The 21,395-nt window shown below is 64.2% G+C and carries 21 protein-coding genes; 12 read left to right on the top strand and 9 right to left on the bottom strand.

Translation table 11 applies throughout. The annotated features are described in order from the left end of the window. Positions 1–9: 9 nt before the first annotated feature. The 5 genes from KDG50_10515 to KDG50_10495 all read right to left on the bottom strand — a co-directional run bounded on the left by KDG50_10515 (position 10) and on the right by KDG50_10495 (position 6,121). Positions 10–603, bottom strand: a complete 594-nt coding sequence (locus KDG50_10515; GenBank protein MCB1865855.1) for a c-type cytochrome — start codon at positions 601–603, stop codon at positions 10–12. A gap of 59 nt (positions 604–662) precedes the next feature. After that, complete coding sequence (locus KDG50_10510; protein MCB1865854.1) at positions 663–1,157, bottom strand: tetratricopeptide repeat protein; 495 nt, start codon at positions 1,155–1,157, stop codon at positions 663–665. A 105-nt stretch (positions 1,158–1,262) separates the two neighbouring features. Continuing rightward, positions 1,263–2,768: a cytochrome C552 gene (locus KDG50_10505; protein ID MCB1865853.1), complete on the bottom strand. Its 1,506-nt coding sequence runs from the start codon at positions 2,766–2,768 to the stop codon at positions 1,263–1,265. 523 nt (positions 2,769–3,291) lie between these two features. Then, positions 3,292–3,978 (bottom strand): NrdJb, encoded by a 687-nt coding sequence (locus tag KDG50_10500; protein ID MCB1865852.1) that lies wholly within the window; start codon positions 3,976–3,978, stop codon positions 3,292–3,294. 40 nt (positions 3,979–4,018) lie between these two features. Then, complete coding sequence (locus KDG50_10495; GenBank protein MCB1865851.1) at positions 4,019–6,121, bottom strand: adenosylcobalamin-dependent ribonucleoside-diphosphate reductase; 2,103 nt, start codon at positions 6,119–6,121, stop codon at positions 4,019–4,021. A 628-nt stretch (positions 6,122–6,749) separates the two neighbouring features. Between KDG50_10495 and KDG50_10490 the strand changes: the two genes are divergently transcribed. The 11 genes from KDG50_10490 (at position 6,750) to KDG50_10440 (ending at position 16,315) form a co-directional block, all read left to right on the top strand. Continuing rightward, positions 6,750–7,070 (top strand): chaperone NapD, encoded by a 321-nt coding sequence (locus KDG50_10490; GenBank protein MCB1865850.1) that lies wholly within the window; start codon positions 6,750–6,752, stop codon positions 7,068–7,070. Positions 7,071–7,138: 68 nt separating this feature from the next. After that, a complete protein-coding gene (napA, locus tag KDG50_10485) occupies positions 7,139–9,877 on the top strand; it encodes a nitrate reductase catalytic subunit NapA (GenBank protein MCB1865849.1) in 2,739 nt (912 codons plus the stop codon). 28 nt (positions 9,878–9,905) lie between these two features. Further along, positions 9,906–10,661 carry a ferredoxin-type protein NapG gene (napG, locus tag KDG50_10480; GenBank protein ID MCB1865848.1) on the top strand — a complete coding sequence of 252 codons (756 nt, stop codon included), beginning with the start codon at positions 9,906–9,908 and terminating at the stop codon, positions 10,659–10,661. A gap of 56 nt (positions 10,662–10,717) precedes the next feature. Continuing rightward, positions 10,718–11,599 (top strand): quinol dehydrogenase ferredoxin subunit NapH, encoded by an 882-nt coding sequence (napH, locus tag KDG50_10475; protein ID MCB1865847.1) that lies wholly within the window; start codon positions 10,718–10,720, stop codon positions 11,597–11,599. Then, a complete protein-coding gene (locus tag KDG50_10470) occupies positions 11,596–12,069 on the top strand; it encodes a nitrate reductase cytochrome c-type subunit (GenBank protein MCB1865846.1) in 474 nt (157 codons plus the stop codon). Before napH ends, KDG50_10470 begins: the two co-directional genes overlap by 4 nt. 422 nt (positions 12,070–12,491) lie before the next feature. After that, a complete protein-coding gene (locus KDG50_10465) occupies positions 12,492–12,659 on the top strand; it encodes a 4Fe-4S binding protein (GenBank protein ID MCB1865845.1) in 168 nt (55 codons plus the stop codon). Positions 12,660–12,823: 164 nt separating this feature from the next. After that, entirely contained in the window at positions 12,824–13,807 is a 984-nt protein-coding gene (gene moaA, locus KDG50_10460) for a GTP 3',8-cyclase MoaA (protein ID MCB1865844.1), read from the top strand. Between the two features lie 37 nt (positions 13,808–13,844). After that, the gene (moaB, locus tag KDG50_10455; protein ID MCB1865843.1) at positions 13,845–14,375 is read left to right on the top strand and encodes a molybdenum cofactor biosynthesis protein B; all 531 of its coding nucleotides are present in this window, start codon (positions 13,845–13,847) and stop codon (positions 14,373–14,375) included. Further along, positions 14,327–15,619 carry a molybdopterin molybdotransferase MoeA gene (locus KDG50_10450; GenBank protein ID MCB1865842.1) on the top strand — a complete coding sequence of 431 codons (1,293 nt, stop codon included), beginning with the start codon at positions 14,327–14,329 and terminating at the stop codon, positions 15,617–15,619. Before moaB ends, KDG50_10450 begins: the two co-directional genes overlap by 49 nt. Before the next feature lie 7 nt (positions 15,620–15,626). Beyond that, a complete protein-coding gene (gene moaD / locus KDG50_10445; GenBank protein MCB1865841.1) occupies positions 15,627–15,884 on the top strand; it encodes a molybdopterin converting factor subunit 1 in 258 nt (85 codons plus the stop codon). Then, on the top strand, positions 15,881–16,315 hold the full coding sequence (locus tag KDG50_10440) for a molybdenum cofactor biosynthesis protein MoaE (GenBank protein ID MCB1865840.1): 435 nt from the start codon (positions 15,881–15,883) through the stop codon (positions 16,313–16,315). Before moaD ends, KDG50_10440 begins: the two co-directional genes overlap by 4 nt. A 63-nt stretch (positions 16,316–16,378) precedes the next feature. Here KDG50_10440 and KDG50_10435 read toward each other — a convergent pair whose 3' ends face one another. Continuing rightward, complete coding sequence (locus KDG50_10435; protein MCB1865839.1) at positions 16,379–17,062, bottom strand: Crp/Fnr family transcriptional regulator; 684 nt, start codon at positions 17,060–17,062, stop codon at positions 16,379–16,381. Between the two features lie 172 nt (positions 17,063–17,234). Between KDG50_10435 and KDG50_10430 the strand changes: the two genes are divergently transcribed. Beyond that, positions 17,235–18,011, top strand: a complete 777-nt coding sequence (locus tag KDG50_10430; protein MCB1865838.1) for a helix-turn-helix domain-containing protein — start codon at positions 17,235–17,237, stop codon at positions 18,009–18,011. 56 nt (positions 18,012–18,067) lie between these two features. Here the strand turns inward: KDG50_10430 and KDG50_10425 are convergent, their stop codons facing one another. The 3 genes from KDG50_10425 to KDG50_10415 form a co-directional block, all read right to left on the bottom strand. Continuing rightward, complete coding sequence (locus KDG50_10425) at positions 18,068–18,523, bottom strand: hypothetical protein (GenBank protein MCB1865837.1); 456 nt, start codon at positions 18,521–18,523, stop codon at positions 18,068–18,070. A 301-nt stretch (positions 18,524–18,824) separates the two neighbouring features. Then, positions 18,825–19,514, bottom strand: a complete 690-nt coding sequence (gene tsaB, locus KDG50_10420; protein ID MCB1865836.1) for a tRNA (adenosine(37)-N6)-threonylcarbamoyltransferase complex dimerization subunit type 1 TsaB — start codon at positions 19,512–19,514, stop codon at positions 18,825–18,827. Then, positions 19,511–21,334 carry an ATP-dependent DNA helicase gene (locus KDG50_10415; GenBank protein ID MCB1865835.1) on the bottom strand — a complete coding sequence of 608 codons (1,824 nt, stop codon included), beginning with the start codon at positions 21,332–21,334 and terminating at the stop codon, positions 19,511–19,513. Before KDG50_10415 ends, tsaB begins: the two co-directional genes overlap by 4 nt. Positions 21,335–21,395 lie beyond the last annotated feature (61 nt).

Below are 21,395 nucleotides of genomic sequence, written 5' to 3'. Positions count from 1 at the left end.
CGGACTCCTCTACTTCTGGCTTGCGTAGTAGTGCGCGAGCGCATGCAAATCGTCGTCGCTGAGCTGCTGGATCAGCTGGCGCATCAGCAGCGGCGACGGACCTAGATACCCGGGATCGTGCATATCGCGCATCTGCATATACAGATAGGCCGGCCATTGCCCGGCCATGCGCGGTGTCGCACCCGGCCCGCCACGACCACCGTCGGTATGGCAGGTTGCGCAGGACCGTTCATGCAGTCCGCGCCCCTTCTCGACCAGCGCCGGTTTTGTAGAAGCGCTGGAAGACACCCACGGCCGCGCGGCAAAATAGTCGGCAATCGCCTTGATTTCCAGCTCGCTGTAACCGCGGGCAATGCGGCCCATGATGGTCGACGGGCGGGTATCCTTGGCAAACTCGTCCATCGCCTTGTTCAGGTACTCGCCGTTCAGGCCGGCAATGGAAGGATTTGCAATCCCGCTGCTTACGCCATCCGTTCCGTGACAACCGGCGCAGGTACGCGCCAGCATCTCGGCCGATCGCGGATCGCTTGCGATCGACCCAGTCGCCTGGAGCAGCGCGCCCGCCAGGAGCGCCGCTGCCGTGATCTTGAGTCTCAGTCTCATCGAAATCTCCTCCTCGTCGGCTGCGCCACTCGTCTGGCGACGCAGCATTGTTCTGGTGGTTAGTGTTGCGGCATGAATGCCATCGGGCGCTCGCTGTGCCCAAGCGACTCGCCGTCGGAACGTTGACTCAGCCAGGCCTTGACGTGTTCGATCTCCGCTGCGCGCTGCGGCGAACGCTGCAACGCCTCGTCGAGCGCGAGTCGGGCCGTGTCATAACGACCGGTATGGATCAAGGCGATCGCCATGCCCAGGAATGCGGGGCCGAGACTGGAGTCCAGTTCGACCGCGTTCTGAAAGCTCTGAATGCTGTCATCGTAGCGCTGCAACGCAATCTCCATGCCGCCCTGGCGGAAGAATGCGACGGATGACTTCGGATTGGCGGCGGTGGCTCGTTTGAAGTACTCCAGCGCATCGGCAAAGCGACCTTCGGCCGACAGCGCCTCGCCCTGTTTGAGCAACGATTCGGAATCTTCCGCGGATGCCGCCGCCGGGGCACTCGCCGAAAACGCCAGCATCAGGCAGAAAAAAAGACTGGCGGCATTGAAATGTCGCATTGGGGGACTCCTGCTTGGAATGCCCCGCCGCGGCACAGACACCGCGACCGGGGCCGGACGGCATCGGGCCGGATCGCTTGATCCGGCCCAATGCAACTCAGGATGCTACTTCAGGGAACCCTTGCCGTAGCGGGCTTCAAAGCCCTTGCGAACCTTGTCGAGCTGATCCTTGCTCATGCCGTTGAAGTACCAGTCATGCCCCTCGATGGGTTTGAAGTACTTCTCGAGCATCGCCTCGGCGAAGTGCTCGTTGCCGTCCTTCTTGTGGGCGACTTCCTTGAGCTCCGGAATCCACTCGAAGTAGGTGTTTTTCGCGACATCGTAGATGCCGTGCCACCAGGCATAGTCCGGACCGTTCATCGAAGCACCGTGGCGAGCACGACGGCCCTCGTGGTGCCAGATCTCCCACCAGACCCACTCGATCTTCTCGTCGAACGGACTCTTGGTGATGTAACCCTTCTCCTTGAGTTCACCCATGATCGCGGCAATGGGCTTGGCGAACTTCTCGTTGTAAAGTTCCACCAGGTTGTCGAACTGCAGGTAATGCCCTTCCACGACACTCGAGGTATGACACGCACGGCAGACCTGCTTCATCTTGTCGCGGCGTTGCTGCCAAGTCAGCACCTCGACGACCTTCGCACCATTCGCCCAATCCGGCGATGAGCCGATCGCCGGCAGTTCCGGATTGTCACCCGGGATGTCCTTTTCCTGACCGTTGTCGAGCCGGACCATGTTCAACTTCTTGGATACCGGCGGACGCAGCGTCCAGGAGATGCGGTCTCCGACGTTGTGGGTCTTGCCCTCGCTGCCGCCGGCACTCATGTGGCAGGACGCACAGGTCGGCGCCGCGGAGTAATCCACGCCCGCAACCCACTTGTCCGACGTCATGTTCAGCTCGTCCTTGAACGCGCGATACAGGATGCCGTGCTTGGATTCGTTGTAAACCTCGATCTGCGGATGATCCGGTCCGACGTGGCACTTGCCACAGGTATCCGGCGTACGCGCCTGCATCTTGGAGAAGCGGTGCCGCGTGTGACAGGCCGTGCAGGAACCCTCGCTGCCGTCCGGGTTCTTGCGGCCGATGCCGGTGTTTGGCCAAGTGTCGGCGGTCGGCTTGCCATCGGCGCCGATCTCGACCACCGCGCCGTGACACTGACGGCAGCCTACATGCACCGCAGCCGGACCACCGATGACTTCACCGAGCAGGTTGTCCAGCGACGCCAGGATGCGACCCGCATGCGAGTGATGCGATCCGTCCATCTCCTCGAACTCGGTGCTGTGGCAACGCGAGCAGTCCTTCGGCGAAACGATGACCGAAACCTTCTGTCCGGCATGGGCGAAGCCGTCCTTGTCGCCGTCTTCCGCCTTGTGGCAGTCGAGACAGTTGACGCCCAGCTGTCCATGCTGGCTGTTGTTCCACTCCATGGTGAGGCCCGGCGTGACCGAGCGATGGCAGTCAACGCACTGCTGGCCCTTGGGGTCACCCCAGTCGACGCCGATCTTCCCCGAGGGGCGCGCGGCATTCGCGGTGGTTGAGCCCAAACACAGCAATGCTGTGAAAACAATGCTCCACGGACTCAAAATCCGGGAGTCTCGGCGGCGAGTTGTCATGAGTTGTCCCCTTTGGTTGAGGTGCCTTGCCGGAATGCTCCGGTCTGAACACTAGGTCTAGCGCATCTTTCTGATACGCCGGACGGGAACCACTTCGCTTGATGACGCAGATCAATTAGGTGTTTCTAATTAATCTAAATCAATCAGTTATGCCGGTTTACTGGATCCCGCGCACATTAATACGCAGGGTGCAGATTGCAATCCTTGACGACGATCAAGAACGCCGGGGCGAGACCCGGTGAAACGGCACTCCGAGAGGAAAACACACCGCTGTGTTACAGCTTCGTGACGAAACCTGGTGCAAGCACGAGACCTGAGGCGCAAATTGCACGCGTGCAGAACAGCGTGTTGGCGTTGTGAAAAACACGGGGCCACGCAGAACGCGGGCCCCGAAATCACGGTCGTCGAGGAGTCGACCGGTAACCGAATGTCAGGAAATGCCGATACGCTCAGAGCTTCTCAGGGCACGGCGAAACATCGCCACAATCAATAGCAGGATCGCGTACGGCTACGCTCGAAGCCATCAGCCGCACTTGGAGTCGCCGCAGCTCAGACAGGTCATGCAGCCGTCGAGCATCACCACGGCCTTGGTCGAGCACTTGCGACACACCGTCGCGCTGTCGGGATAACCGGTATCCTCCGCCCCGGGTGCAGAGTCCAGCCCGGCCTTTTCCCGCGCCTTCCGGATCAGCTCCTTCTGTCCGGTCTCGAGATCGCATTCCACGATCATGCCGATCTTCTTCAGATGGCATTCGATGATGTCGCCGATCTCGGCGATCACGGACGGCACAAAGCGGCCACCCTTCTTGAAATAACCGCCGTGCGGATCGAACACGCTGCGAAGTTCCTCGACCAGGAAGGTCACGTCACCACCCTTGCGGAACACCGCCGACATGATGCGCGTCAGGGCCACGATCCACTGGAAGTGGTCCATGTTTTTCGAGTTGATGAAGATCTCGAACGGCCGGCGGTGTTCGTGCGGCGTGTCCTCGTTCAGCACGATGTCGTTGATTGTGATGTACATCGCGTGTTCGGAGTTCGGCGTCTTGACCTTGTAGGTCGTGCCCTCGAGTCGCTCCGGACGCTCCAGACGCTCATTCATCTGGATCACGTCGGCGCGCGGGCGCTCCTCCTTCGGCGCAGCCGGGGCCTGCGGTTCGTCGCGAACCACACCGTAGTCGACGATCTTCTGCTCGATCTTGATGCTCATGTTCGTTTGCCCTCTTGCGGATTGCCCCGCTGGTGACGGATCAGAACTTGCCGTAGTAGCCTTCTTTCAACGCGTCGAACAGATTCGCCGCGGTGTGTTCTTCGCCGTCGTACTCGATCATTTCGTTGCCCCGCGCCCGGACGGTCGTGCCGTCCTTGAGCTTGAATTCGTAGGTCGTGTTTTCGAGATCCTTCTCCTTGACCAGCACGCCCTGGAACGCCTCCGGATTGAAGCGGAAGGTCGTGCAGCCCTTGAGCCCGCTCTCATAGGCGTACAGATAGATATCCTTGAAATCCTCGAACGGATAATCCGTCGGCACGTTCGCGGTCTTGGAGATCGATGAATCGATCCACTTCTGCGCGGCGGCCTGGATGTCGACATGCGCGCGCGGCGTGATGTCGTCGGCCGCGATGAAGTATTCCGGCAGCCGGTGGGCGTCGTCCTCGGCATCCGGGTATGCCTGCGGGTCGACGAGTTCGCGATAGGCCAGCAGCTCGTAGGAATACACGTCGACCTTCTCCTTGGTCTTGCGGCCCTCGCGGATCACATTGCGCGAATAATGATGTGCAAACGAGGGTTCAATGCCGTTCGAGGCATTGTTCGCAAGCGACAGCGAGATCGTGCCGGTCGGCGCGATCGAGCTGTGGTGCGTGAAGCGAGCGCCCTCGCTTGCAAGCGCCTCGACCAGCTCCGGCTCGACCTCGGCCAGGCGCTGCATGTAGCGGCTGTAGCGCGCATGCAGCACGCGACCCGGCACACGCTCGCCGACGCGGAAACCGTCACGGCGCATTTCGGGCCGGTGCGCGAGCATGGACTCGGTCACCTCGAACTCCTCGCTCATGATCGGCGCGGCGCCCTTCTCCTTCGCCAGTTCCAGCGCGACCTTCCAGCCGGTGACGGCCAGTTCACGGGTCACATCCTCGGTGAAGCGCACGGCCGGTGCCGTTCCGTACTTCATGCGCAGCAGGGTCAGCGTCGACCCCAGACCGAGAAAACCCATGCCGTGGCGACGCTTGCGGATGATCTCGGCGCGCTGCTTGTCGAGCGGCAGGCCGTTGATCTCGACGACGTTGTCGAGCATGCGCGTGAACACCGCGACCACCTCGCGGAACTCATCCCAGTCGAAGCGCGCATTTTTCGTGAACGGATCGCGCACGAAGCGCGTCAAGTTCACCGAGCCCAGCAGACATGCGCCATACGGCGGCAGCGGCTGTTCGCCACAGGGATTGGTCGCGCGGATGTTCTCGCAGAACCAGTTGTTGTTCTCGTCGTTGACCTTGTCGATCAGGATGAAGCCCGGTTCGGCAAAATCGTAGGTGGAACTCATGATCATGTCCCACAGGCGCCGCGCGCGGATGCGCCGGTAGACCTTGCAGGCGACCTGACCGACTTCGTTGCTGACATAGCCCTGCGTGCTGGGCCAGTCGCGCCAGATCACGATCTCGGCATCGTTCAGGTCGATCGGCGATTCCTGCTGCTCGCGCTGGTCGAGCGGAAACGCCAGCGCCCAGTCCGCGTCGTCCTGCACGGCCTGCATGAACGGCTCGGTGATCAAAAGGCTCAGGTTGAATTGCCGCAGGCGGCCGTTCTCGCGCTTGGCTCGAATGAAATCCATGACGTCCGGATGCCCGACATCGAAGGTCGCCATCTGCGCGCCGCGCCGCCCGCCGGCCGACGACACGGTGAAACACATCTTGTCGTAGATGTCCATGAACGACAGCGGGCCGGAGGTATAGGCCCCGGCGCCCGAGACGTACGCGCCCTTCGGTCGCAGGGTCGAGAACTCGTAGCCGATGCCGGAGCCGCCCTTGAGCGTCAGCCCGGCCTCGTGGACCTTGCCGAGGATGTCGTCCATGGAGTCGCGGATCGTGCCCGAGACCGTGCAGTTGATCGTCGAGGTCGCCGGCTTGTGCGCCTGCGCGCCGGCGTTCGAAACAATGCGCCCGGCCGGGATCGCGCCATGGCGCAGCGCCCAGACGAAGCGCTCGGCCCAGTGCTTGCGCAGGGCCGGCGTGGACTCGCATTCGGCCAGCGCGGTTGCGATGCGCCGGTAGGTCGCGTCGATGTCCTGATCGAGCACCTCACCAGTTTTGGTCTTGAGGCGGTACTTCTTGTCCCAGATGTCCTGTGAGGCGGCCTGCATGCCGATCTCGGCAGGCTTGTGGACGCGGTTCTTCAGGTCGTCAGCGCGCAGTGTGCTCATGGGCCGCAGGTCCTCCGAAGGCGCGAGCGCGCCGGCATGTTCAGCGGTTCAGGCCGGCCGCGGTCGTGGTGGTGCTCGTTGTTGTCCGAAGCCTGTTCCAGGCTCCTGAATACCCAATATATAGGCAGTCTCCGCTTTGTCAAACACAAGATATTGTGTTTTAGAGAATTGTCCTACGGACAAACTGTGGACAGATTGGGGGCCGGTGTGCGCAACCGGCCGCTGTAGCAGGATTTTTTTCTTTTCGCCGCCGCACACGGCCCCGCCGTCGCGCGCCGGCCGCTCGGGGCAGACCGAGCCGGATCGGCGCTTCAAGCGCGAAAAAGTGCGATCAGTATTTTCGAATATGCCCAGATAACGCGCCCAACTCCGGTGCTTCCGGCTCTTCACATGATCCCGGTCATTGATTCGGTGCACTGACTTGACGCACGTCAAGGACGCTCTGCCCGCAGCCGCCTACTATGTCTCGAGACCAGCTGTGCCTGCGCAACGCCCAACCCCGCCCGGGCAGGCTGAAACTGCGGACGCAGAGCGCATCAGCGCCTCAACAAGTAAAAGCGAGGACGGAGTGAACATTTCAGGCATCGTCGTGCAGAGCGCTTCCGGGCGCTTGGAAGCCGTGATCGACTCGCTGACGTCGATCGACGGCGTGGATGTCCACCAGGTGGATACGCAGAGTTCGCGCCTGGTCGCGACCATCGAGGCCGCCAACACGGGCAGCGAAGTCGCGACCCTGCGCGCCATCAAGTCCCTGCCCCATGTGGTCTATGCCGAACTCGTCTATCACCGTTTTGACGAAGAGTCGCCGGTCATCAACGCGAATCCCTCCGACCTCGACACCGAGACCGGTTTCGATTCGCGTGCCGTACCCGCAGCCCTGAATGACTAAAACCACGCCGACTGCTCCGCGCCTGCCGCGGGCACTGGCGAACAGACCATCGCCGTAGGAGGCCACCCATGTCCGTATCCCGTCGCGATTTCATCAAATCCTCGATCGCCGCCACGACCGCAGCCACTGTAGGCATCCCCGTCGCCGCTCCGGTTGCTGCGGCTGCCGACGCCGAAGCCGGCTGGCAGTGGGACAAGGGCGTGTGCCGGTTCTGTGGAACCGGCTGCGGCATCCAGATCGCCACCAAGGACGGCAAGATCGTCGCGACCAAGGGTGATCCGGACGCGCCGGTCAACCGCGGGCTCAACTGCATCAAGGGCTATTTCAACGGCAAGATCCTCTACGGCAAGGATCGCCTGACCCAGCCCCTGCTGCGCATGACCAACGGCAAGTTCGACAAGAAGGGCAAGTTCGGGCCCGTCAGCTGGGAACGCGCCTTCGACGAAATGGAAAAGCAGTGCAAGGCCGCACTCAAGGAAAAAGGCCCGCATGGTGTCGCAATCATCGGCTCTGGCCAGTACACCATTCCCGAAGGCTATACCTCGGCGAAGTTCATGAAAGCCGGGCTGCGTTCGAACAACATCGACCCGAACGCACGCCACTGCATGGCCTCGGCCGTGGTCGCGTTCATCCAGACCTTTGGCATTGATGAGCCGGCCGGCAACTACGACGACATCGAACACACCGATACCGCGGTCCTCTGGGGCGCGAACATGGCGGAGATGCACCCGATTCTTTGGGCACGCATTGCCGATCGGCGCCTTGGTCACGACAAGATGAAGATCGTGAACCTGTCGACCTACCGCAACATGTCCTCGGACATGGCCGATCTCGAGATCATCTTCGCCCCGAGTGGCGATCTTGCGATCCAGAACTACATCGCGCGTGAGATCGTCAAGCGCGGCGCGGTCAATCAGGATTTCGTCGACAAGCACTGCGTATTCGCGACCGGGCCATACGACATCGGCTACGGCATGCGTGCGACCGACAAGTTCGCCTATGACGCCGAGAAAGACACCCAGGCCAATGAAATCCGCCACACGCTGACCAAACACGAAGCCATTGCCCAACGTCGCACCGAGGGTGAGGTCGTCGAGCAGAAGAACACCAAAGCCCCGGTCAAGCACTGGCTGATCAGCTTCGAGGAATTCAAGCGTGGTCTTGAACCGTACACCCTGGACTTCGTCGCCGAGGTCGCCAAGGGCGATCCGGACGAACCCATGGAGCAGTTCAAGGAAAAGCTGAAACAGCTGGCCGACTACTATGCCGACCCGGACCGCAAGCTCGTGTCGTTCTGGACCATGGGATTCAACCAGCACCAGCGCGGCAGCTGGGTCAACGAACAGGCCTACATGAACCATCTGCTGACGGGCAAGCAATGCCAGCCCGGCAGTGGCGCGTTCTCGCTGACCGGACAGCCCTCGGCCTGCGGTACCGCGCGGGAAGTGGGCACGTTTGCCCACCGTCTGCCGGCCGACATGGTCGTGACGAATGCCGATCACCGCGCCTTTGCCGAGAAGACCTGGAATGTGCCGGCGAAGACCGTGAACCCGAAGGTCGGCAGTCACATCACCAAGATCCTTCGCGATCTCGAGGACGGCACGGTCAAGTTCGCCTGGGTGCAGGTCAACAATCCGTTCCAGGCGACGGCCAACGCGAACCACTGGATCACCGGTGCGCGCGACATGGACAACTTCATCGTCTGCTCTGATCCGTATCCCGGGATCTCGGCGAAGGTGGCAGACCTGATCCTGCCGACCTCGATGATCTTCGAGAAATGGGGTCTTTACGGGAATGCCGAGCGGCGCACCCAGGGCTGGCGCGAACAGGTGCCCTCGCCCGGCGACGCGCGTAACGACGTCTGGCAGGTCATGGAGTTCTCCAAGCGCTTCAAGCTGAAGGAAGTCTGGGGCGAGTCTCCGATACCTGGCCTGAAAGAGGCCGGCTTCGAAGACGGCAAGCTGCCAGACATCATGGCCGAGGCGAAAAAGATGGGTTACTCGCCGGACGACAACTTGTACGACGTCTTGTTCGCGCGCAAAGAGCTGAAGAAAAAATTCCCCTGGCCAGACCCGGTCGCGAAGGGCCATGACAACAGCACGGCAAACTGGCTTGGCGATGGCTGGTTCCCGGAAAAGGCGATGTTCGAGGAATATGCCAGCTTCGGTCGCGGACATGCGCATGATCTGGCCGAGTTCGACACCTATATGCGCGACGATGTGCGTGGCCTGAAGTGGCCGGTCGTCGACGGCAAGGAGACGCAGATCCGCTTCAACGCGAAGTACGATCCCTACGTCAAGAATGGCGATATCGAGTTCTACGGCAAGGCGCTGAAGGCGCTGCCGAGCGGCGACCTGGATGGCGTCACGAACAAGGAGAAGACCTCGCTTGCCGGCAAGGCCAAGATCTTCTTCCGGCCCTACGCGGCGCCGGTCGAGCGCCCGGACGAAAACTATCCGTTCTGGCTCGCAACCGGTCGGGTACTGGAGCACTGGCATTCCGGAACGATGACACGACGTGTTCCGGAGCTACACCGTGCCGTTCCGGCCGCGCAGATCTTCATGCACCCGAAAGATGCCGAAAAGCTCGGCCTGGCACGCAACGATCTGGCCTGGGTCGAATCGCGCCGCGGCAAGATACAGGCACGTGTGGAGACCCAGGGTCGAAACACGATGCCACGTGGTTCGATCTTCGTACCGTGGTTCGACGAGGGTGTGTTCATCAACAAGGTCACGCTGGACGCGACCTGCCCGATGTCCAAGGAAACGGATTTCAAGAAATGTGCCGTGAAGGTCTACAAGGCCTGAGTGAGCGCGTTTTCAGCGGCATCCGCCCATGGCAAGTACACGGCGTGAATTTCTGGCGAAAGCGGCGCAAGGGACTGCGCTTGCCGCCACGGCCGGTCTGGTCTGGTCGTTCCTGCTGAAGAACGAGGCGCGTGCAACGCCGTTTGCCATCCGTCCACCGGGCGCACTCGCAGAAGACGACTTCAACGCCAAGTGCATCAAATGCGGACAGTGCGTGCGCGCCTGTCCGTATGACACGCTGAGACTCTCAGCGGCCGGCGAAGGCATCCCGATCGGCACGCCGTATTTCACGCCCCGTGACGTGCCCTGCTACATGTGCGAGGACATCCCGTGCAAGGCGGCCTGCCCGACCGGTGCGCTGAATCCCGAGCTGGACTCGATCGAGGCATCCCGCATGGGGCTCGCGGCAATCGACATCGAGAGCTGCCTGTCCTGGCAGGGTCTGCGCTGCGAAGTCTGTTACAGGGAATGCCCGTTGAAGGGCACGGCAATCACGATCGAGAACCAGCCACGCAAGCTTTCCAAGCACGGCATGTTCGTACCCATCGTGCATTCAAACGCCTGCACCGGCTGCGGTATCTGCGAAAAGGCCTGCCCCACCGAACTCGCCGCAATCCGTGTCGTGCAGGCCGACCTGGTCCAGGGCCGGATCGGTGAACACTATCGGCTGGGCTGGAAAATCGACAACGAAATCACCCAGGAATTCGTACCCGCCGACCGGACACCCGCGCCGACTGGGGAATCGCCGGGCGGACTCGACTATCTCAATGCGAACCCCCTGTGACACCACCGAACGTGCCCCGCATCGGCCCGAACGGGCGTCCGGTGCGTCCGTTTGTCATGCCGGCAAGCCTGACCGGAAAACTCCGCGTGTGGCGTTACCTGATCGCACGTCGTCTCGTGCAGATCACCGTGCTGGTGTTGTTCATAGGCACGGCGCGCTGGGGTTGGGAGATCGCCGGGCACCCCGTGCTGCTCGGCAACCTGAGCAGTTCGAAGCTGCTGGATGCGCTGCCCATGGCCGATCCATTCGCGGTATTGCAGATCATCCTCACGGGACACTGGCCGGCACGCGAGGTGTTGATCGGCGCCGCGATCATCTTCGCGCTGTATGCGGCGCTTGGCGGCCGCACTTGGTGCGCATGGGTTTGCCCGATCAACCCGGTCACAGATGCCGCGGGCTGGTTGCGCAAAAAGCTCGGCCTGCGCGACGCGCTGTCGGTTCGGCGCGGCGTGCGTTACATCGCGCTCGCCCTGACGCTGGTCCTCAGCGCGCTTACGGGCATCGCGGCATTCGAGTGGATCAGCCCGATCAGCATGCTGCATCGCGAGTTGATCTTCGGCATCGGACTGGGCTGGACGGCTGTACTCGGCGTGTTCCTGTTCGACCTGTTCGTGCTGCGGCATGGATGGTGCGGGCACCTGTGTCCGCTCGGGGCGTTCTACGCCCTGGTCGGGTCGTTCGCGCCGGTGCGCGTGCGCTTCGACCCACCGACCTGCACGCACTGTGGCGAGTGCGCGAAGGTTTGCCCGGAACCGCAGGTGCTGAACCTGAAGCAGGCAGCCGCGGCCGGACGAATCACCTCGGGCGAATGCACGAACTGCGGGCAATGCATCAGCGTGTGCCCGGAAGACACCCTTTCGTACGATCTGCGCTGGCTGATTGATCAGCACAATCGGCAGGCAACACAAACACAAGACCACCGGAGGAAAACCGCATGAAACGTTACCTGATGATTCTCGCCGCGGCCTGGTTCATGGTTCCTGCCACCCAGGCCGGTCAGGCGATCTCCGCCAGTGACATGGGCCTTTCTCGCACTGACGTGCGTGACGCCCCGGCCCCGCCGCCGACGGAATATACGCAGAGCTTTCCGGGCTCCAACGAGCGCCTGCCCGTTGCCTACGTGACCGCGCCACCGCAGATTCCACACAACATCGCATTGTTCACGCCGGTCAAGGCCGGTTCGAACGCCTGCCTGGGCTGTCACGACAAGCCCAACATGCGCGGTATCAAGCAAAAGGGTCTGCCCACTTCGATCCCGGCCAGCCACTACGCGGAGCCCGCCTATGGCAAACCAGCCGCAGGACTTGCACCGACCGCCGGCGATAAACTGAGCGGATCGCGTTACGTCTGCACCCAGTGCCATGTACCTCAGGCCAACGCCCCGACGCTGGTTGACAACACCTTCTAGGCAGGGCTTCGACCGCAAGTTCGATGAGCCGCTCATTAACAGTCGATTCCGACAGACGCGCATTTCTGCGCGGCAGGGCCCTGACACATGAGGGCCGCGCGCTGGCCGCAGCGGCGATGAAGCCACTCGGCCCGCCACCGCCTGGCGTGGCCGCCACCCTGGCCGGCCTCGACTCAGCCGCTCCGTGCCGAGACTGCGCCGCACCGTGTGTGTCCTCGTGCTCCGAGGGGATCATCCGGAAACACCCACAGAATCACGCGCTGGCCGGCCAGCCCTACCTGGATTTCGGCGCCGGGGGCTGTACCTTTTGTGGGGACTGTGGAACGGCCTGTCCGCATACCGTGGTGCCGGCGACGCTGCCCGCAATCGGTCTGGCGACACTGGACCCGTCTGCCTGTCTGGCCTGGAACGGAGTAATCTGCGTGAGCTGCCGGTATGCCTGTCCGACCCGTGCGATCGGTGCCGATGCCCGCTCGCGACCCGCGATCGCGGCAGAGGCCTGTAACGGTTGCGGCAAGTGCGTGCGCGGCTGTCCGACCCAGGCGATTAGCGTCACCGCCGCCATGGCCGACGCTGTCCCTGGCCGCTGAGATCCAACCGGAGACCATCCATGCGAAGTCCGCGTGATCTATTGACCGATCTGGTGTTCTGGGCCCTGATCGCGACGATCGGAACGGGCATCGCCGTGGCCTCCGTGGCACCAATCGCCTGAGTCGATCCATGCGGCTCACGGCGTCGTGGAACGGGTGCTTGGATGGCTGAGCTGATCGATCCATTCGGCCGGCGGATCGAATACGTTCGACTGTCGGTCACCGACCGCTGCGACTTCCGCTGCAGCTACTGCATGCCGGAGGGTTTTCGCGGCTTCGAGGAGCCAGACCACTGGCTGCGCTTCGAGGAGATCGAACGCGTGATCGGTGCGTTCGCCGCGCTCGGCGTGCGCCGCGTGCGCATCACCGGCGGTGAACCACTGACCCGTCGCGGCCTGCCCGAACTCGCCGGTCTCCTCGCTGCGCTCGACGGTATCGAAGACCTTTCGCTATCGACCAACGCCTCGCAACTCGCACGACATGCGGCGGCATTGCGCGCTGCGGGTGTGAGCCGGATCAACGTCAGCCTGGATTCACTGGACGCCGAGCGGTTCCACGAGATCACACGCACCGGCCGGCTCGACCGCGTCATCGCCGGGCTCATGGCCGCGAAGGAGGAAGGCTTCGCGCCGATCAAGATCAACATGGTGGTGATGCGCGACGTGAACGACCACGAGGTCGAGGCCATGGTCGACTTCTGCGCGGAGCACGGGTTCACGCTACGGCTGATCGAGACCATGCCGATCGGCGACACCGGTCGCGATGCCAGCCGGGGCTATGTCGACCTGCAGACCGTGCGGTCCCGGCTTGCCGAACGCTACGATCTGATTCCGGCGGCCATGCCCGGCGGTGGTCCGGCGCGCTATGTCCAGGTCGCCGGGACGGACCTCAAGATCGGTTTCATCACGCCGATTTCCCAGCACTTCTGCGAAACCTGCAATCGTGTGCGCGTCACCGTGGACGGCACTCTGCATCTGTGCCTGGGTCAGAACGACAACGTCGAACTGCGAGAACCGTTACGCGCGGGCATCTCCGACGCCGAGCTTCGCGAAACCCTCGCCGCTGCGATCGCACTGAAGCCCGAACGCCACGAGTTCCGGGAAAAACCCCGGCAGGTGGTACGATTCATGTCCATGACCGGCGGCTGAGCCGGCGCCCTGCCCGACTCCCTTTTCGAGCCAGACCATGTCCGATTCACCTGCGGCCGCAAGCGCGGTCGGCTTTGCCGTTCTGACCGTTTCCGACACCCGCACCGAGGCGACCGACACCTCCGGAGGGCTGCTCGCTGAACGAATCAAAGCGGCGGGTCACCGACTCGTGCACAAACAGATCCTTCCAGACGATCGTTACCGGATTCGCGCGATCGTCTCCAACTGGATCGTCGATCCGGCGGTCCAGGTCGTGGTTTCCACCGGCGGCACCGGGCTGACCGGACGCGATGTCATGGTCGAGGCCGTGCGGCCGCTGTTCGACAAGGAAATCGAAGGGTTCGGCGAGGTGTTCCGCTGGCTGTCGTTCGAAGAGATCCGTACCTCGACCGTGCAGTCGCGTGCAATCGGCGGCGTCGCGAACGGAACGTACATCTTCTGCCTGCCGGGTTCGACCGGCGCCTGCCGACTCGGCTGGGACGCGATCCTCACCCACCAGTTCGACGCCACGCACCGGCCATGCAACATGATCGAAATCCTGCCGCGGCTGCGCGAACGCAGCGGGTGAGCACGGCCGCCACGCAAGTCGACGCCTGTGTGACGCCCGGCGACCGGCTGCTAGCCGTCGCCGAAGCGATCGAGGTTCTGTGTGACGCGGCTAGGCCGTCGGCGGCGACCGAAAATCTCGCGCTCGCCGAGGCGCCGGGGCGGGTCCTCGCCGAACCCCTGCTCGCACCGATCGACGTGCCGGGCTGGGACAACAGCGCGATGGACGGCTATGCGCTGCGCGCCAGCGATGGCGCCGGAGCCGCGAATCGCCTGCCGGTCCGTCAGCGGATCGCCGCCGGCCAGGCCGGTGAGCCGCTAGAACCGGGCTCGGCCGCGCGGATCTTTACCGGTGCCCCGCTGCCCGCAGGCGCGGACTGCGTGCTCATGCAGGAGCACTGCCGAGCGGACGGCGATCACATCGAGTTCGAGGGGCCGCTGAAGTCCGGCATGAACGTCCGCCGGCGTGGCGAGGACCTGTCGCGCGGATCCGAGGCACTGGCGACCGGCACCCGATTGGCGGCCCAGCATGTGGGCCTGGCTGCGTCGCTCGGCATCGCGCGGCTGAACGTCTTCCGCAAGCTGCGCGTCGCGGTATTTTCAACCGGCGACGAACTGCGCGAGCCCGGCGAGAAACTCGCCGCCGGACAGATCTACAACTCCAACCGCTACATGCTGCTCGCGCTCGCCGAGCGGTGCGGCTGCGAGGCGATCGATCTCGGCCGCGTCGAGGACCGACTGGACGCCACCCGCGCGGCGCTTCGCGGCGCGGCCTCGAAAGCCGATCTGATCCTGACCTCTGGCGGGGTCTCGGTCGGCGAGGAAGACCACGTGCGCGCAGCAGTGGAGGCGGAAGGCACGATTCATCTGTGGCGCGTCGCCATGAAGCCCGGCAAACCGCTGGCGTTCGGCCAGGTCGCCGGCACGGATTTCATCGGCCTGCCCGGGAACCCGGTCTCGAGCTTCGTGACCTTCGCGATCTTCGTGCGCCCCTACCTGCGACTGCGCCAGGGCCGTACCGACGCACAGGGCAGCTGCTGGCGCGAGGTCGCGGCGGACTTCGACTGGCCGCATGCCGGACCACGCACCGAGTTTGCCCGCGCCCGGCTCGATTGCGACGGCCGCGCGCGCCTGTATCCCCAGCAGGGCTCCGGCGTGTTGTCATCGGTCGTCTGGGCCGATGGCCTCGTCGAAATCCCGCGCGGGCGCGCGATTCGCAGCGGCGAGCCGGTGCGTTACGCGAACTGGTCCGCCTTGCTCGACTGATCGCAGCATGGCCCGGCTTCTGTATTTCGCCCGTCTGCGCGAGACACTTGGCAGCGCCGGTGAGGAACTGCCGGACCTGCCGGAGGGTGTCACGCGTGTCGACGCGCTGATCGATCACCTCGCCCGGCGTGGACCGACCTGGCGCGCGGCCCTCAGGGACGATCCACGCGTGCTCATCGCCGTCAATCAGGTGCTGGTCGCGCGCGATCACGCCATCGGCGCGGCCGACGAGATCGCCTTCATGCCGCCGGTCACCGGCGGATGATCCGCATCCAGCGCGAGGATTTCGATCCCGGCGCCGAGATCGACCGGCTGCGCGGCGCACGCACCGACCTCGGCGCGGTCACGAGCTTCGTCGGCTACGTGCGGTCCGACGATGGCGTCGAGCGCATGGCGCTGGAGCACTATCCGGGCATGACCGAAGCGGCGCTCGCGGGAATCGTAGCGACAGCCCACCAGCGATTCGAATTTGCCGATGCGCTGGTGATTCATCGCGTCGGCGAACTCAACCCCGGTGAACGCATCGTGTTGGTCGCCGTCACGGGCCGGCACCGCACGCAGACATTGCGGGCCTGCGAGTTCATCATCGACTATTTGAAGACCGACGCACCGTTCTGGAAAAAGGAATTCACGCGCGACGGAGAGCGCTGGGTCGACGCGCGCAGGTCCGATCAAACCAAGCGCGACGACTGGTAACCGGATCAGAATTGGGCTGCCGGACGGTTTACCGTCCAAACAAAGCCGGAGCGCGTGCCCGCACTAGCGCGCTTCGCGAAGCCGCCTGAGATCCAGGATTCGAATCACCTTGCCGCTGACGGAAATCAGCCCGTCGGCGACGAGTTCATGCAACACCCGCGAGAGCGTTTCAGGCGTCAGTTTCAGTCGCGAGGCCAGCACGCCCTTGGCAACGGGCAGCAACAGTTCCGCGGCATTGCGGTTGGACTCGCACAACTGCGCCTCGCTGATCAGGTAGTCGACGACACGCTGCGTGGAACTGCGCAGGCAATAGGACTCCAGGTCCATGACCAGATGATGCAGGCGCGCGCTCAGACCGGCCAGCAGCTGACGCGTGAACTGGTGCGAGTCCTGGATGGTGTCCATGACCACCGCACGTGGAATCATCAACAGACGCGAGGGTTCCAGCGTACGTGCCGCGATCGGGCTCGGTTGATCCAGAAACAGCAGCGCCTCACCGAAGGTATGGCCCGACTCTTCGATGTTGACGATCTTTTCCGCCCCATCCGGCGTGCTGATCACCAGTGCAACCAGCCCGTCAACGATGCAGAAAAAGTCCGTCAGGCGATCGCCCTTGCGAAACAGAAACGCGTCCCGATCGAAATCGCGCACCCGGGATGCACCGGAAAGGTGCTGGAGTTGTTCGCCGCCAAGCTCGCTGAACAGTGGCCAGCGCGACAGCGTATGCAGAATGGCTTCGGATCTCATGGGGACCTCAATGATTGCAATCCGGTCGTTACGCACGGCATGGTGCGCCGCACAAAGGCGACGCCCGGTCGGATCGCTGTTCTATAATTTTTTAACCTGCGACAAGGACTTGTCGCCACTGCCGCGCTAGAGTGAATTTTATCGCGCTTGTCGACCGATGGGGCGGTTAGATATGCCAGCGACCATTGACACGCATTCCAGAACGCCGGCGATTGCCGTGCACTGCGACCGCTGTTCCCTGCAGCGGGTGTGCCTGCCGCGCGAGCTCGCCCAAGATGCACTGCGCTGCTTCGACGACGAGGTCGAACGACCCGCGCCGATCGAACGCGGTGCGGCATTGTTCGAAGCGGGCGCACGCGTGGATTTTCTGTTCGCCGTGCGCTCCGGCAGCGTTCGCACCCTGGTGCTCACCAGTGACGGCAGCGAGCAGACGACCGGCTTCTATCTGCCCGGCGAGATCGTCGGCCTCGATGGCATCGCCGGCGGCAGCCATGCGGTGACGGCCATCGCGCTCGAACGTACCACCGTGTGTCGCCTGCCGCTCGGCAACATGTCCGAACTGTTCGACACCGTGCCGGGGCTGGCGCAGGAAATGCTGCGGCTGGCTGGCGAGGCAATCGCCTGCGATCAACGCCGTTTTCTGCTGCTGGGCCAGATGACAGCGGAGGCTCGCGTCGCGAGCTTTCTGCTGGACTTCGGCGAACGCCTGAACCGTCGCGGCCTGTCCGCGCTGCGCTTCTGCATGCCCATGTCTCGGCATGAACTCGCGAACTATCTGGGCCTCGCGGTTGAGACCGTCAGCCGGCTGTTCTCGCGCCTGCGCGAACAGGGTGTTCTCGAGGTCGATCGACGCGAGATCGAGATTCTCGACAGCGCGGCACTGCACACGCTGGTTGGCGATACGGAATTCGTCGGGATGGCGCAGGACCGAAAGGCGGCAAACGCCTGATCGGCCGGGCGCTCACGCTGGCTGAGCACCCGTCTTGATCGTTCAATACTCTCGCTCTAACAAGTTGCCGAAATTCCCTTTTCAACCGCCTGCTGGGTGACGTCTCCCGGCTGGACCGGGCGTTTCACGCGAGAAATTCCAGCAAGCCCAAGCACCAGCAGCGCAAACGTCGCCGGCACCGGGGTGCTCCACACGCCCGCGACGCCCAGGTCGTCCGGCATCAGCGAGGCAAACGACTGGATGCTCCAACCGCCATCGAGGCTGGTTTCGAAGTGAAACTTCAGCGTATCGAGATCGGCGGCAATATCCGTGTTGAAGTTGATCGCGAAGATCGAGGGTCCCAGCAACAGCGAAATGCTTCCGGATACAGCGCCGACGTGTTCGGCCACGAGCGGACCTGCCGGCAGCACGTCGCTGTTGGGCGAATGAAACTCGAACCAAAGCACGTCCGAAGGGCTCGCAATCGGGGTTCCAGGAACGTAATCCAGTCCGAGGGTGATGTAGGCATTCACGATGCTGCCGGACGGAGAGCAGTCGACCGTGCACGTACCCGTGAAAATGAAGGTCTGGGACGTAGCTGGATCAGGCGGCGTGAGTGGCGTCACCGACGGCACCGACCAGGCTGTTGCTGGAACCACCAGCACTGCGACCGAGAGAAGTCTGCGGAAAAGGTCGAAAGCTGTGCGTGTCACGATACCCCCCCAAACGTTTCCAAGCCCGCACGAATGTTACCGACACCCAAAACACTTTTCGAGCGCTCTTTGCCGGCGACGACGGGCGCGCGGTGTCCGACGGGTACCGGGGGGCATGGGGCTATTGCGGTTTCGGGGTCGCCACCTGGTCGCGCAGATAGACCGGCAAGGCCTCCTCCACACTCACCCCGCCCGTACGCCGCAACTGCGCGGCCGCGAGCCGCGCAATCGCGGCGGCACGCGGCAGTGCCTGTGAATCGATCACCGCATCGTCGAGTCCGCAGCGTTCGCTGAGCAGACCCCGGTAGACCGTGAACCCGCTGCCAACCCCCACGGCGGGACCCATCGCATCCGGGGGCATTTCGACCCGGTCCGGGTCGCAGACCTGTTCGTCCACGACGGCACGCGCAAGCCCTGACGCATCGCGCCCGAACGCGCCCCAGTACACCTGCCCCATGCGCGCATCCAGGGCGCAGAGCACCGTCGCGGCGCCCGCGTCCAGCGCCGGCTGCGCAAGCGCGGCCAGGGTCGAGACCGGCACCACGGGCCGAGCGTTCGCGAATGCCAGCCCCTGGGCAACCGCCGCTGCAATCCGCAGGCCCGTGAACGCACCCGGTCCGCGGCCGAACGCGACCGCATCGAGTTCCGCCGCACGCATGCCCGCGGCGCCCAGCAGGGCCTCGATCATGGGCAGCAGCAGCCGCGTGTGCCCGCGCGGCGCCAGTTCAAACCGCTCGGCCGCCAGCGCATCATCCATCCACAGTGCAGCGGAACAGGCGTCCGTCGCCGTTTCGATGGCGAGCAGCCTCACGCCGCGACCTCCAGATGCGGACGAATCGCCGAAAGATCCTTCGTGACCGTGAACGGCGGCAGGCTGCGCAGGAACGTTCGACCGTAGCCGCGCCGCGTCAGGCGCGGATCGGCGACGATGATCACACCGCGGTCGGTCTCGCAGCGCAGCAATCGTCCGACCCCCTGTTTGAGCATCAGAACCGCCTGTGGCAACTGGTAGTCCTGAAACGGGCTGCCGCCGCGGCGGCGGACGGCCTCGATCCGCGCGCGCGTGATCGGGTCATCGGGGGCCGCGAACGGCAGCCGGTCGACGATCACACAGCTCAGCGCGGCCCCCGGCACGTCAACGCCCTCCCAGAAGCTGCTCGTGCCCAGCAGCACGGCGTTGCCGGCATGGCGGAAGCGCTGGAGCAGTTCGTGGCGCGGGGCGTCGCCCTGCACGAGTACCGGGTAGTCAAGGCTCGCCCGCAGCGCGCCCTCGAGCCGGCGCACGGCGGCGTGGCTGGTCACGAGCACAAAGGTCCGCCCAGCCGTCGCGGCGACCGCGTCGATGACCATGCGCTCGAAGGCCGCCGCAAACCGCGCATCGTTGGGTTCCGGCATGTCCTCGGGCAGCACGAGCAGACCATTGGTCGCGTAGTCGAACGGGCCGGGCACGGCCAGCGTGTCGGTCTGTGCCGGCAGCCCGACACGATCGGTGAAGTAGGTGAAGCGCGCATCGACGGCCAGGGTCGCGGAGGCGAACACCCAGGTCGCCGAGGTCGACTCCCAGTACTCGCGCAGCGGTCGCGAGGCGTCCAGCGGCGCGCTGCGCAACTGGAAGCCGGCACCCGAGGTCTCGAGCCAGCCGACCGCCTCGGCCGGATCGACCGCGCGCAGGGTGGCGAGGCGCTCGCGGCACTCGTTTGCGCGGGTCAGGCAGCGGTCCAGCGCAACCGAACGACCCTCGTGCACGGCGAGTCCTGCCGCGAGTTCCGCGAGCCCCGCGTCGATGCGATCGAAGGCATCGGCCAGCTGGTCGCCGTCCCACTGGTCGAGCACGGCGCGCCGCGCGCCCTGCCCCCAGCCGGCCCGCGCGGAGCGCACCCCGGTCGTGAGCACGTCCACCAGTGGCCGTAGTGCGGCGGCGTCCGGCGCATCCCGCAGCTGTGCGGTGGTGACATCGCGACCGAGATCCAGGAGCTGGCGTGAACTCAGGCCCTCGCCAAAGAACTGTGTTGCGATTTCCGGAAACTGGTGCGCCTCGTCGACGATCACGACATCGGCATTCGGCAGCAGATCGCCATACCCGCCGCCTTTCAGAGCGAGGTCCGCGCACAGCAGATGCTGGTTGATGACGATCAGGCGCGCGGCCAGCGCACGCCGCCGGGCCTCGAACACGAAGCACTCGGAGTAATGCGCGCACTGCGCGCCCAGACAGTTGTCCGTGGTCGAGGTGATCTGCCCGCGCAGGGGGTGGTCCTCTGCGAGCCAGTCGAATTCGGCGAGGTCGCCGCTGCTGGTCCGCCCGGCCCAATCGGCGACTGCGGCGTACTCCGCGTGACGTTTCGCATCCGTGACGCCGGCGGCGAGCGCCTGCGCCAGACGTTCGCGACACAGGTAGTTCGCGCGACCCTTTAGCAACGCCGCCTGCACCGGTGTCGAGAACGCCCGCGCGATGCGCGGCAGGTCCTGCTCGAACAGCTGATCCTGCAGGTGCCGGGTGCCGGTCGCGACCACGACCCGGCGGCCCGAGGCGATCGCGGGTGCGAGATAGGCGAAGGTCTTGCCGATCCCCGTGCCGGCCTCGCAGATCAGATGCCGTCCACCGGTGATCGCATCGGCGACCGCGACGGCCATCTCGCGCTGACCGGGGCGGACGCGGAACCCGTCGATTGCGCCGGCCAGCGCGCCGCCCGCA

This window comes from Chromatiales bacterium (genome assembly GCA_020445605.1).
Taxonomy (GTDB): Bacteria; Pseudomonadota; Gammaproteobacteria; order JAGRGH01; family JAGRGH01; genus JAGRGH01.
The sequence above is the reverse complement of the archived record's forward strand: the minus strand, read 5'-3'. Positions and strand labels throughout refer to the sequence as shown.

Coding starts and splice junctions, on each gene's coding strand:
- KDG50_10515 (MCB1865855.1), bottom strand. CDS start 603: ATGAGACTGAGACTCAAGATCACGGCAGCGGCGCTCCTGGCGGGCGCG.
- KDG50_10510 (MCB1865854.1), bottom strand. CDS start 1,157: ATGCGACATTTCAATGCCGCCAGTCTTTTTTTCTGCCTGATGCTGGCG.
- KDG50_10505 (MCB1865853.1), bottom strand. CDS start 2,768: ATGACAACTCGCCGCCGAGACTCCCGGATTTTGAGTCCGTGGAGCATT.
- KDG50_10500 (MCB1865852.1), bottom strand. CDS start 3,978: ATGAGCATCAAGATCGAGCAGAAGATCGTCGACTACGGTGTGGTTCGC.
- KDG50_10495 (MCB1865851.1), bottom strand. CDS start 6,121: ATGCAGGCCGCCTCACAGGACATCTGGGACAAGAAGTACCGCCTCAAG.
- napA (MCB1865849.1), top strand. CDS start 7,139: ATGTCCGTATCCCGTCGCGATTTCATCAAATCCTCGATCGCCGCCACG.
- napG (MCB1865848.1), top strand. CDS start 9,906: ATGGCAAGTACACGGCGTGAATTTCTGGCGAAAGCGGCGCAAGGGACT.
- napH (MCB1865847.1), top strand. CDS start 10,718: ATGCCGGCAAGCCTGACCGGAAAACTCCGCGTGTGGCGTTACCTGATC.
- KDG50_10470 (MCB1865846.1), top strand. CDS start 11,596: ATGAAACGTTACCTGATGATTCTCGCCGCGGCCTGGTTCATGGTTCCT.
- moaA (MCB1865844.1), top strand. CDS start 12,824: ATGGCTGAGCTGATCGATCCATTCGGCCGGCGGATCGAATACGTTCGA.
- moaB (MCB1865843.1), top strand. CDS start 13,845: ATGTCCGATTCACCTGCGGCCGCAAGCGCGGTCGGCTTTGCCGTTCTG.
- KDG50_10450 (MCB1865842.1), top strand. CDS start 14,327: ATGCAACATGATCGAAATCCTGCCGCGGCTGCGCGAACGCAGCGGGTG.
- moaD (MCB1865841.1), top strand. CDS start 15,627: ATGGCCCGGCTTCTGTATTTCGCCCGTCTGCGCGAGACACTTGGCAGC.
- KDG50_10440 (MCB1865840.1), top strand. CDS start 15,881: ATGATCCGCATCCAGCGCGAGGATTTCGATCCCGGCGCCGAGATCGAC.
- KDG50_10435 (MCB1865839.1), bottom strand. CDS start 17,062: ATGAGATCCGAAGCCATTCTGCATACGCTGTCGCGCTGGCCACTGTTC.
- KDG50_10430 (MCB1865838.1), top strand. CDS start 17,235: ATGCCAGCGACCATTGACACGCATTCCAGAACGCCGGCGATTGCCGTG.
- KDG50_10415 (MCB1865835.1), bottom strand. CDS start 21,334: ATGGCCGTCGCGGTCGCCGATGCGATCACCGGTGGACGGCATCTGATC.